Source organism: Chitinophaga eiseniae (genome assembly GCF_900167135.1).
Lineage (GTDB): Bacteria > Bacteroidota > Bacteroidia > Chitinophagales > Chitinophagaceae > Chitinophaga > Chitinophaga eiseniae.
This window is the reverse complement of sequence record NZ_FUWZ01000001.1, coordinates 519,473-531,583: the sequence shown is the minus strand read 5'-3', so window position 1 is coordinate 531,583 and position 12,111 is coordinate 519,473. Positions and strand designations below refer to the sequence as shown.

At 49.7% G+C, this 12,111-nt stretch carries 10 protein-coding genes; 1 reads left to right on the top strand and 9 read right to left on the bottom strand.

The window, feature by feature from the left end:
- Positions 1-5: 5 nt before the first annotated feature.
- The 3 genes from B5D63_RS02250 to B5D63_RS02240 all read right to left on the bottom strand — a co-directional run bounded on the left by B5D63_RS02250 (position 6) and on the right by B5D63_RS02240 (position 7,032).
- Positions 6-1,925: a RagB/SusD family nutrient uptake outer membrane protein gene (locus B5D63_RS02250; protein ID WP_078667141.1), complete on the bottom strand. Its 1,920-nt coding sequence runs from the start codon at positions 1,923-1,925 to the stop codon at positions 6-8.
- Positions 1,926-1,945: 20 nt separating this feature from the next.
- Positions 1,946-5,143, bottom strand: coding sequence for a SusC/RagA family TonB-linked outer membrane protein (locus B5D63_RS02245; RefSeq protein ID WP_078667140.1), 3,198 nt, complete (start codon positions 5,141-5,143; stop codon positions 1,946-1,948).
- A 644-nt stretch (positions 5,144-5,787) separates the two neighbouring features.
- Entirely contained in the window at positions 5,788-7,032 is a 1,245-nt protein-coding gene (locus tag B5D63_RS02240; RefSeq protein ID WP_078667139.1) for an aminotransferase class V-fold PLP-dependent enzyme, read from the bottom strand.
- 115 nt (positions 7,033-7,147) lie between these two features.
- On the opposite strand from B5D63_RS02240, the gene B5D63_RS02235 reads away from it, so the two are divergent.
- A complete protein-coding gene (locus B5D63_RS02235; RefSeq protein WP_078667138.1) occupies positions 7,148-7,609 on the top strand; it encodes an Lrp/AsnC family transcriptional regulator in 462 nt (153 codons plus the stop codon).
- Between the two features lie 3 nt (positions 7,610-7,612).
- On the opposite strand, the gene B5D63_RS02230 is transcribed toward B5D63_RS02235, so the two are convergent.
- From B5D63_RS02230 to B5D63_RS02205, 6 genes are all read right to left on the bottom strand, one after another.
- Positions 7,613-7,948 carry a TfoX/Sxy family protein gene (locus B5D63_RS02230; protein ID WP_078667137.1) on the bottom strand — a complete coding sequence of 112 codons (336 nt, stop codon included), beginning with the start codon at positions 7,946-7,948 and terminating at the stop codon, positions 7,613-7,615.
- Entirely contained in the window at positions 7,945-8,481 is a 537-nt protein-coding gene (locus B5D63_RS02225; RefSeq protein ID WP_200816896.1) for a CPCC family cysteine-rich protein, read from the bottom strand. The genes B5D63_RS02230 and B5D63_RS02225 overlap by 4 nt, the downstream gene beginning before the upstream one ends.
- A gap of 11 nt (positions 8,482-8,492) precedes the next feature.
- Positions 8,493-8,879, bottom strand: a complete 387-nt coding sequence (locus B5D63_RS02220; RefSeq protein ID WP_078667136.1) for a hypothetical protein — start codon at positions 8,877-8,879, stop codon at positions 8,493-8,495.
- 34 nt (positions 8,880-8,913) lie between these two features.
- Positions 8,914-9,099: a hypothetical protein gene (locus B5D63_RS02215; protein ID WP_078667135.1), complete on the bottom strand. Its 186-nt coding sequence runs from the start codon at positions 9,097-9,099 to the stop codon at positions 8,914-8,916.
- A gap of 109 nt (positions 9,100-9,208) precedes the next feature.
- Positions 9,209-11,257: a BACON domain-containing protein gene (locus B5D63_RS02210; RefSeq protein WP_143312739.1), complete on the bottom strand. Its 2,049-nt coding sequence runs from the start codon at positions 11,255-11,257 to the stop codon at positions 9,209-9,211.
- Positions 11,258-11,265: 8 nt separating this feature from the next.
- Complete coding sequence (locus B5D63_RS02205; RefSeq protein ID WP_078667133.1) at positions 11,266-12,105, bottom strand: endonuclease/exonuclease/phosphatase family protein; 840 nt, start codon at positions 12,103-12,105, stop codon at positions 11,266-11,268.
- Between the last annotated feature and the right edge of the window lie 6 nt (positions 12,106-12,111).

The window sequence follows — 12,111 nt, the reverse complement described above, 5'->3', positions numbered from 1 at the left end:
AAAGATTACCAGCCGGGATTCTGCACCAGGTTTTTGTTGATGATCATCTCGCCATTTTCAATAGGCCACAGGTAATCACGCATGCCGAAGCGCTGATTGAACAAGAGGACTTCCTTATAGTAGGAAGGCGCTGCGTTCTGTGTGATATCCCATCCCTTGATCGGGTTATTGAGCGCCACGTGCGCTGTTTTCCACCGTCTCAGGTCCCAGAAACGCTGGCCTTCGAAGCACAGCTCAATAGCCCTCTCCTGCTGTATGATTTCCCGCAGTCCTTCTTTGGTGGTATATTTCACCGGATTTTTGGAGAAGTTGGTCCAGGATTCTTCTATTGATTTGAGCCCCGCCCTTGTCCTCACCAGGTTGATCCACTGCATGGTGCCGGCGCCCGGACCGTTTACCTCATTCAACGCTTCCGAGTACAGCAGGTAAAGATCCGCAAGCCTCATTTCCGGCCACGGATAAGCAACCAGGCCGCTGGTGATATTACCATCGGTAGCGGCGCTGCTTTCGATGTTGACTGTTTTCTTCACCCAGTAGCCAGTCACGGAGTAGTTGCTGATACCTCTCCGGGAGGCGATTTCCGTAGCACGGGCTTTCACGAAATAGAGCGCGCTGTCTTTGTTATAATTGAGTATCCAGTTGCCAAACCATACCGCGCGGTCAAACGCTACGTCGGCGTAGAAACGCGGCTCCCGGTCATAATGCAGTTCCACGGTCTGTTCCCCTGTCCGGATGTAATATTTGTCTGCAGCAGCAGCGGTACGCAGCGTATAACGTTTACTGTAATCCCATGTTTTGTCTTCTGTGATAGGCACTCCGTTTTTGCTGTAGAACATCTCTATCATCTTCATTGTGGGCGCGATGATGCCTTTAGGGCCGGCAGTGCTGGCGCCGTTGGCGATCAGCGGCATGGACCACCGTTGTATATCGCCGGCGGTACTGTTGGTATTGGGCCAGATCACTTCCGTATTATTCTGTTTATCGGTCATGGCTGCACGGATATCCAGCTGCGTCTGCAGGGTATCGTTGATCTTATAGCCGAAGTTACCGGGGAAGTGATACAGCGTATACCCGTTAGCGTGACAAATATCTATTGCTTCCTTGCAGGCTTGCGCGGCGCGGGCCCATTTTTCAGCGCTGTAGCTGGCAGGAAATAGTTGTACCCCGCGATTATCTATCATACGGCTGTAATCGGGGTTACCGTTGAAGAAGGGACTGGCGGCAGTCACCAGCACTTTGGCTTTCAGCGCCAGTGCGATGCATTTGGTGATTCTTCCCAGTTCGGTATTTTCGGTGCCTTCCAGTTTAGCCGGCAGGAACTCGTTGCCCGCAGCTTCATCCAGCAACTGTACAATGTAATTGATACAGGTATCTATCGGCTGGCGATATACCTGTACTTCCTCGGAGCCCGCAGACACCGGCAGGTTTTCTTTGATCAGCGGGATAGGGCCATAGCAGCGAAGCAGGAAGAAATGGTAATAGGCCTTCAGGAATTTGACCTCTGCGGTCCATCGCTCCCGCTCATATGGTCGCAGTTCTCTCACCTTGCCAATATTGGCGAGGAAAGTATTACAGTCGCGGATGCCTATAAAGAGCGAAGTACCGCGGGCGGTACCGCTCCAGTAGTTGGCCAGCGGGCTGGTCATGCTTTGCAGTCCTTTGGCGATATTGAAATTGGTAGGGTCCACATCGCGGATGGGGTCATCGTACCATACTTCATCGGCTCCGTTGAAAGCCACGTTATCGTTGAAATGCCCGTTCCTGGGCATATAGGAAAAACAGGTGAACAGGTATTTTTCTGCGGAGGAGCGCAGGGTAAAAGCATTGTCGATCGTAGGCACGTTGTCCGGCACCACATCGAGGTACTTGCTGCAGGAACAGAAAGCGCCGATCCATACCAATGCGATCATTATTTTATATCTCATGATTTTAATTTTAGTCGTTATCAGAAGCCCACCATCAAACCAAAGTTCACCACCCGCTGGATAGGGTATCCAAGTCCCTTTCCGCCCATTTCAATGTCCCACAGTTTGAATTTGGAAAAAGTGACCAGGTTGGTGGCATTGGCGTACACCCGCAGGTTAGACATGTGGATACGTTTTGTAAGATGCTGCGGCACGGTGTATCCCAGTTCCACCTGTTTGAGACGAAGAAATGCGCCGTTGCGCATAAACCAGGTGCTGCTTTGGGTGCTGTTGGTATTGAGTACCGGGCTTAAGCGGGGCCAGAGAGCGTACAGGTTGCGGTTTTCTTCCGACCAGTGACTGTCTGCATATGCTTTCAGCAGTTGTGTTTCGGAAGTAACAGCGCTGTTGTCGTCCACGTCTATGAAGGGAGAAGTAGCATTGACGTCTATCCAGAAGGAAGACCGGGCGGATCCCTGGAAGAAGGCAGAGAAGTCCACGCCTTTGTATTTGGCGCTGAAGCCGAAGCCGTAGATAATTTCAGGCGTGGTAGGGAAACCGATGGGTACCATATCGCTGGGCGTGATTTGTCCGTCGCCGTTGACATCGCGGAATTTGATATCGCCGCCCATGGTTTTGAAGTTACCGAAAGCCTGCTGGGGGGAGCTTCTTACTTCTTCGTCATCGATAAAGAGGCGTTCCGCGATGTATCCCCAGCGTTGGGAAATCGGGTAGCCTACGTGGTAGCGGTACCATTCGTCGTAGCGGGGTTCTTCGTACGCTTTGAATTTATTGCGTGCAAAGGTGAAGTTGCCGCGCATGGTCAGAAAAAATTCCCTGCCGATGTTGGTATTAAAATCAGCCGTGAAGTCGAAGGCATTGGATTGCGCCTTGCCTACATTGGCTTTGGGCGTAGCCTGCAGGCCCATGGTTTTGGGCGTGGAGGCTCTGTCCATGAGGATATTGTACCGTTGTTCCGTGAAATATTCCGCGATGATGTCCAGTTTGTTGAACAGGCTGATCTCCAGTCCGAAGGTGGAGTTTTGGGCCGTTTCCCAGGTGATGGCCTGGTTGTCGTAGCGGCCGATGGAGATGCCCGACCGGTTATAGCCGCCATTTACGCCGAAGGTGGCTCCCCGCTTGCCGTCGTTCATGTTTACGTTGGAGAGGTAAAAGAAGCGGTCATCTTCATTGCCGATAGCGTCGTTACCTACCAGGCCATAATTGGCTCTGACTTTTAGCTTGGTGATGACCTTTTCCAGCGGCTGGAAGAATTTTTCGTTGGAAACGAACCAGGCTGCTCCTGCAGAGGGGAAGAAGCCGTAACGTTCTGTTTTGTAGAAACGTTCGGAACCGTTGTAGCCGAAGTTAAATTCCCCGAAGAAGCGGTTATCGTAAGAATAGGTAACGCGGCCGGAGAGGCCCAGGTTGCGGGACGGCAGTGATTTCTGCAGCAGGTTGACACCGGGATTGGAGATATCGTCGATGGTCTGGAGATTGTTGCGGGCAATGAAGATGAGCATGCCGGCGAGACCATGTTTATCGAAAGTCCGGTTATAATCCACTGCAGATTCCAGGTAGAAGGTAGACGCCACGGTCCTTTTACCTGGTACATAATTCAGATAATCTGTTCCCTGGTCTGGGTTGATGTCCCGCAATACGTAGGTATTATTGAGTTTGTCGTAGTTGTTGGCGGCATACCAGAAAGGCGAGTACTGGCGGGACACATCGAAGTAAGCCTGGCGGTTGGTATTCATCATGGCGCGGACAGACAGGCCTTTTGTGATGAAGGAGGACAGGTCTTGTTTTATCTCGAACTGCGCCAGCATCAGGGAGCGGGAGTATTGTTTGTATCCTTTCACCATGTCGGCGTAGGGGTTGAGGTATTCGCCGTTGTTGAAGTTGCCGAACAGCGGGTGGGCAACGAACTGGTGGGCGTCGTCAGCCGGGTAATAAGCGGGGAAAAGCACCTGGTTGGACCAGATCATTTTCTGGTAGAGTTTTTCGCCACCGTCGATGGGCCCCTTATATTCATCGAAGGTGCCGTGCAGGCGTACCATAGCGGAGGTTGATTTCGTTACCCGTATGTTGACGTTGGAACGTAGCGTATAGGTGGTGAGGTCGATGTTGTTGTTGAAGTTATTGCGGCCATCCACGTTGAGGATACCGTTGTCTTTCGTATAGCCGCCGGAGACGAAGTAGGTGGCTATTTGTCCGCCGCCGCCCAGGTTGAAGTTAGCCCGTTTGTTGACCGTCTGTTTTTTAAAGAGCATTTCTTTCCAGTTGGTGGTGGGAAACACGTCTTTATTGGTACCGGCTTTGGTGTTATCTATTTTGCTTTGCGGGTAGGTGACCGGCGCCAGCGGGTTACGGGTGAGCACTGCTTCGTTGTTCAGTTCCATATAGGTGATGGGATCTGCCAGTTCCACATCGCGGGTAGGTGCCGAGATAGAGTTTTCGAGGCGTAGGTTGAATTTGGCCTTGCCTTCCTTTCCTTCTTTGGTGGTGACGAGGATGACGCCGTTGGCGCCGCGGGCGCCGTAGAGGGCGTTGGCCGTAGCGTCTTTCATGATGGAGAAACTGGCGATATCGTCTGTTGTGAGGCGGGCCAGTTCTGTGACATCGTATTCGATGCCATCGATGAGGATAAGCGGACTTTTTTTGTAGCCGAAGGTGGTGGCGCCGCGGATAAAAAATTCCGCGTTGTCCATGCCGGGCTCACCGCTGCGCTGATAGGCGATAACGCCTGCGAGGCGGCCTGCCAGTGCCGTAGTGAGATTGCTGGAGGGCACTTTCAGTTCACCGGGATTGATGGTGGTGATGGAGCCGATGACCGAAGCCTTTTTCTGTTTACCATAGGCCACCACGACGGTTTCATTCAGCTGACTGGAAGATGTTTTCAGTTGTACATTGATGATACCGCGGGCGTTGAGCGGTATTTCCTGTGGCGTGTACCCCACCATCGTATAGACGATAACGGTAGTATTGTCCGGTACGGCCAGAATGTAGCGGCCATTCATGTCGGTGGTGGTACCGATGTTCGGGCTGTTTTTCACCAGTACGGTAACGCCGGGCATGGGTGCGCCGGAGGTGTCGGTTACCAGTCCGCGGACTTCTTTTTTGATTTTTTCCGTGACGGTGCCGGTTGTTGGCTTACCCTGCCCGGTTGTCTTTACGGGCAGTAGCAGCAGCAATGACATCCATGTGCAACACAGGAAGAAGAGAATGCTGTTTTTCATGTGAAATTTATTTAGGCGGACCATGCTTATGGGCATAGATCTCTCAGGCAGGCTGCGGTTATCGCGCTGCCGGTCATTAAACTGTTTTGGTTGATATCAGTGTTGTATTGTTTTTATCGTGTTACTGGTAGTCTTTTGTACATGCGTACTTTTTTTAAGGATTGATAAAATAGCGATTTATTTTTTGCAATCGTTTGCATAAAAAATGCCGGAAAAGTACCTGTTGCTGCGATCATCTGTATGGGATCACCGACCGTTAACCATTTGAAATGCAATCGTTTGCATTAAAATAGCCATAAACATTATCTTTTCTCGTCGGCATTGGCCAGCAAAAGATCTGTGGATAAGTAGTCGTCTTTAGGATTTCATAACGCCTGTCAGTACAAGGATCAGCTTTTGTTAGTCAGTGGAAATACAGTTCTGCTTTGAATTTACAGCGCCTTTCGGAATTCACGGGTTCTTTGGTCCGATTCGCACAAGGTCATTAAATTTCGGTTGAATCTTAAAGCAAATATGGAGAAAAATAGTGTAGGTTATTTATTTGATTTTACCCAAGACAGATACTTTTTTCGCTAATAGGGTAAATAGTACACTTAATAAAAAAGGCCGGGCATCTTCCTGGTAAAAGATGTCCGGCTTTTTATTCAGATAATTTCTTTCAGCGATGCAATAAACGCATCAATTTCCTCCACTGTATTATAATAGTGCGGCGAAGCCCTGACGGCCCATTTCACGCCTTTATCATCGAAGTCTAGCAGGCCGAATGCACGATAGCTGGGCACTACGTTGATCTTTCTTTTTAACAGCCCGTTCACGATGTGTAGCGGGTCACTCCCTTCTACATGAAAAGTTACCAGTCCGCCTTTTTCCGGGCCGCGGTCCAGCACCCGGACCTTGTCTATCGCCTCCAGCTTTTCCCTTGTGATAGCGGCCATCAGCCGTACCTGCTGCCAGATACGCTCTTCCCCTATCTGCAGACAATATTCTATGGCGGCCTTCGTACCGATAACAGAGGAATAGGCAAACTCCCAATCCTCAAACCGTTTTGCATCGGGTTGTTGCTGATAACTATCCTTTCCGGTCCATTCGGCTCCCCTCATATCGATGAACATCGGCTCCAATCCTGCCTGCAATGCGCTGTCTGCGATGTACAGTGCTCCGGTACCGCGGGGGCCTCTGAGGAACTTACGACAGGTCATGCTTAAAAAATCGCATTGCAACGCTTTTACGTCCAGCTTCATCTGCCCGGCGCTCTGGCATGCGTCGAGGATGTACCAGGTTTTACCGGGATGTACTTTTACATAATCACTATAGATAGCAGCGATCTCATGCACTGGCTGCACCAGCCCGGAGTTGGTGGGAATATGGGTTATTGCCAGTAGCCTTGGCCGGTAATGATGCAGCTTTTCCCCGAGGTCGTTCAGGTCTACCCCACCAACTGCCGCATTGTTGATGTGTACAATCCTGACACCTATCCTTTTCTGAAGAGAAAGAAACTGGATCTGGTTGGAAACGAAGTCGTCGCGGTCTGTCAGTATCACATCGTCTTTTTCAAAGGGGATGGCCGACAGGGCCCGTGTATAGGAATCGGTAGCGCTGGCCGTAAAAGCGATATTGGCAGGTTTGCAGTTCAGCAGCAGGGCACATTGCTGATAAAAAGCCTTTACCACCTCGGCCTGCAAAGCAGCGGCTTCATACCCTCCGATGCGGGACTCCAGGGAGATATGGTCCAGCTGCGCCTGCGTTACCACATCGGGCATCAATCCTGCCCCTGCATTATTGAGGTGGATGACATGGCGGGTACCGGCAGTCTCTTCCCTGAAGCGCTGTATTTCTTCCGGGGAGAACACCGTGTTGAGGAGTGTTTGAACAGGTAATGCGGACGTCATGGTATATTATTTTTAGCTATACCACAAAATTACCGGCGTCACAGCGACTAAATTCTCCGTTATCGTTCCACAATCGGCATATTTTACCTATTTTCCTGTTACAAACGGGTAAATTATGTTTCCACTCGATGAATATGACAAAGCGTTGCTCCGCCTGTTGCAACAAAACAACCGGCTCACCACTGAACAGCTCAGCGAAGAGGTGAACCTGAGCCAGAGCGCCGTGCAACGGCGCCTTACGAGACTGCGGAATGAAAAGGTGATTGAAGCGGAGGTGGCTGTCATCTCTCCACTGGCCGCAGGCATAGGCATCAGCTGCGTGGTGGATGTGGTGCTGCACGAAGGCAGCTCTAAGTCAATCGATAAATTCAAAGCCGCCATGAAAAATTGCGCCGAGGTGGCGCAATGTTATTATGTGACGGGCACCTATGACTTTGTACTCATCGTTCATACACGGGACATGGCCCATTTTGAAGCGTTCTCCAAAAAACATCTTATGGACAACCCGAACCTGAAACATTTTTACACACACGTGGTAATGGACAAGGTAAAGGTGAGCTACAACGTCCCGTTGTAGTGGTTAATTTTTCTTTCCCCGTCGTCCGGCGGCCATACCCTGCTTGGCCCATTTACGCATCTCCTTCTCATCCGTATAGGCCGATTCCGGTGCGCTGCGGTATGGTTCATACGTAGCGGAACCATCTTTCTTCGTGCCACGCAACCATTCGCTGCCAGCAGCATCCCATACCAGGTCGCTTTCATCATCAGTCCGGAACCAAAGCTGCTCTCCCGCCGCATAAGCGAAGAGAACACCTTCCAGATAGATAGCCTGCCCCTGCATAACCGGCCGCGTGCTGATAGGGCCAATAGGCTGCATACATTTTCTCACCCAGGAGATCAGTTGTTCTTCGTTCATGGCGCGAAGGTAGGGAATATACCCGGTTGATCATCTCCAGTGCCTGGAGAATATTGCATCATCCTCTCTGGATCAACGATAGCCACGAACCGCTCCTCCACGACTCCATACCTTTTAAAGTTTGCCCTTGCTTCCGATAATGTCATCCTATTGGGCGAACTATATTTATATGTTTCCGATGTACCGTCGTCTTCCCAAAAACAAACCGGGCAGATATCATACGCGCACACTTCCGCCAACGTTTTATAGTTACAACAGCGACAAGCATGTAACACTGGTCCAGCACCTGTAATCTTTATATGCAAACCAAATTTCGCATGGAAGAATGTCTCGATATATGTGTTTGTATATCGAACAAACTTTGCCTGGATATATTGTTGTAATAGCTGTACTTCATCTATCATTACTGTTTCATCGGCTATCTCGTGTTCGCATTTTGCGTTGTACAACTCCTTTTGTCTCTCCTCTTCCGACAGCAATGTGATTTTCAAAAAGGAAGCAAAGGCAACTGCTTCATCTCTCGAAGCTAGCATATATTATTTTTTTATTTAGGAACGTGCCATCCCGATATGATAATACCTTTACGCAGAACCACCAGGTTCTTCACCGAATCATAAGTATACCTGTCACACGTTACATTTTCTCTGTCATTCGTCATTGACATGGAATTGTATACCGTATCGATAGCGTTCCAGTTAACGATCTCTTTTACATACAAATTGGTATCCGCAACGAAGACTTCTACTACCTGTCCATCGGTTAATAGCTGATAATTACTACCATCACCTCCTACACCAACTGATATATCATGATTTTCATTTTTCAAAAGGTATAAATTGCCTGTTATCTTTTTCTCATCTTGCAAAAACGGGTCCAGGCATGCTGTAAGCAGGCAAGCGATAATCAGGTATAGGGTTCTATATCTTTTCATTGAATGTAATAATTATAAAAGTCTCCTATAAAGTTTATGCGTTATTTTCAGTTCTTCTTTCATTATATGCTGCCGCGAAGTCCGTCCCCTTCAGGAAAGCGCCGTCATTCACGGCGCCTACACCTATTTCTTCCAATACCGCCAATGCTTTTGCTTCATTGACTTTATTCCCGTCGTATCCGAGGTAGTTTTTGAATGTGTCCAGTTTATTTTTGGGCATATTATTTTACGATTAGGCTAACCATCTAAAGATATAAAGTTACCGTCAGATAAATAAAAAAAGGAGACTACTTTTCCCGTAGTCTCCTTGATAGGCAGATAATAAAATCTTACTTGTTATACTTCACCGACACATGCGACAACCGGCAGGTAGCCGTTGCTGTTATCGACCCGCCTGTAGCGCTGTTCGTAGTACCGGCCGTTTTATTGGCCACCCGTAACCGGATGTACAGCTTATCCTGACCGGAAGCCGCCTGCGGCAGCTGGAAATTCAGCACCTTCTGCCCCGCTACCTGCGTCAGCAAAGTATTGGACCAGTTGGCCACGTCCTGGAAAGTAAAGTTACCAAGACTGTTCCAGGCAGCGTTGTCCACTGACCATTCAGCCACAAAGTTACGCGGCCCACCGATGTCGCTGTTCCCTTCCACCTGCACAGACAGCGGGGAACTGACGCCTTTCGTGGATACTTCTATCACCCAGGACTCACCGGTATTGGTAGCAGCGTTCCACCAGCCTTTACAGCCCCAGCCTCCATTGCTCACAGCCCCTTTGTTGGTGGTAGGCTCCTGCAGCAGGCCATTGTAATCCGTAGTAGGCGTAATGCCGCTGCTGGTATAGTCGAGATATTTTTTGCCGCTCTGGTAAATACGGCCGCTGCCAACATCCGGCGTCAATGGGTGCTGTGTTTCGGTAGGCGTGGCGGCATATTCCGTTTTAAACCGGCTCCACTCCACCAGCACATGCGAAAAACCATTGGTCCGGTCTTCGTTGAGCGCAATATCCTCCCGCTTCAGATGGCGGATAGCATACTTTCCGATGTTACCACCGTAACGGTCGTACGTTTCATGCACCACGATACCGGCAACAGCCCCGGAGCCCTGCGGCACCTTTCTGCCATCGCGGCGGTACAGCACGTCCAGGTTGGTGAGCATATACATGCTGCTGCCCTGTATATCCCGGATGTTCATCGGATAACAATCCATACGCGCTGCATAGCCTTCGTTGATATTGGTAAAGGCCCCGCTGGGAACGGAAATCTCTACGTCTTTCAGCTTCACATAGGTATAGAGATCATTGTCGGTTAAAGCGGACATATACTTTTCCCTCGGTTGCAACACGCCGGTACCGGCATCTTTCTTCATAATATGCAGTACATCAACACCGGAAACAACCGTGCGGGACGGATTCTGCAGTTGCTGTACGGTGACGCCTTTCAGCCATATCTTCACCCGGTCGTTGAAGTTGAAGATATTATCTCCCGGCGTCTTCGTTTTGAAATACAGGCCACTGGTACCATCCGGGCTTTGTACGTACACGGCTATACTGTTTTCTGTTTTGTCGAGACTGTGCTTATCGGTGGATTTATTGAGGTTTTGCGCCATATTGGGATGCCCTTTGTCACTGATCACAATACCTTCCACAAAAATATTTTCGCTGACAACACCATTGGCCAACGCTTGTTTTACATAGGCAAAGTCCTTCTGCACGGCCCCTTCATAGCTCATGCCCGGCTGCTGTTTAATAACAATGCTGTCTTTGGTGGTAGTGCCCAGCGCATCGAGGTAGCTGAGGCGCAGCATCACCGTCCGTGCAACAGGCAGCTGGTTGGTATCTACTTTAAAGAACAGGTAACCATCTTTTACCAGAAGGCCCGACAACCAGTTGACGGCTCCCGTAGCGTCGTAGCCGTAACCCACCGTCATCAGGTCCAGCGGTACGTTGGTATTGATCACCGACTTATAGGTACCTCCGTTCGAGATAGTCTGCGCCGTTTCGTCCATGATGGCCAGCGCAGGGGTAAGCCCTTTTTGTTGTAGCACGATGGTGTCAGATTTACCACCGCCTTTCACCACCAGTTTGGCAGCACGGGGTAGCTGCCCGCTGTTATCCGTTACTTCCACGAGCGCATCGCTCTTACCGTGACCGCTGGTAGTCTGTAACTGCAGCCACGGCGTTTCGGCTGCCAGCTCCAGGTTCCAGTCGCCATCGGCATACACGATGAAGCGGGTGGTATCTGCCGCAGCACCCAGCCGGATGATACGGGCATCGATCGCCAGCGGTGTACTGAAGCGGTAGTCTTCCGTTTTACGGCAAGCCGCCGCCATCAATAAGATAGCTGCTGCGATGAACATATAATAGTCGAATAAATATTTTTTCATAGCAGCCATTATTTTTTCAGTTCCATGTAAACAGGCCGGTGGTCGGAGTATTTGGCCGTGAAATCATCATAAATAAAATGACAGGTCTTTACTTTCTTCGCCAGATCTTTACTGAGATAGATATAATCTATGCGGGATTTACTGCGGATAGTATCCTTGCCGCCGGTAGCACGTTCCGCCCGGTCATATGCATAAAGGGCGTCTACAAAACCCGCATCCAGCAGGTGTTGCTGCACCTTGAAATCAATGCTGCCATCCTCCAGATTTTCAATTTTCGGATTTTTCTTCACAGCATTGAGATGGGCTGCCTTGATCCTATTGGTGTCCAGGCGGGCCATGTCCAACGGGGTGTTGGAGTTAAAATCCCCCATTAGTACCCAACCATGCTTATCTTTCTTTTGTGCGATGTTGGCCAGGATATTGGCGATCTCCTCCCGGCGCTTGCGGAACTTATGCGGATTAAGATGTAACACCACAATATTATAATCCAGCACATTGGCCATAATAAAGCCATGGGTCATGTTCTCCGTTACCTTTTGGATATTGGTGATGGGATACCGGGAAGTAAGCCCGGTAGGATAACCGTTCTCTTTTACGATCACGGCATAGGGATGACCCCAGGTGGCAGCCAGTTCCTCCAGTGTTTTCTGGGTGAATTTATTACACTCCTGCAAAGCCACCATATCCGGGTTGAATTGTTTCACCCATTGTACAAACACTTCCTTTCCCTTGGTGGTGTCGGTCACCATCCCCTCCAGTATGTTGTAGCTCAACACACGAAGCGGGGCCTGTGCCTGCGCATCGGCGATATACAGACAGAAAAACAACGATATTAAAATACGATTCATGATAAA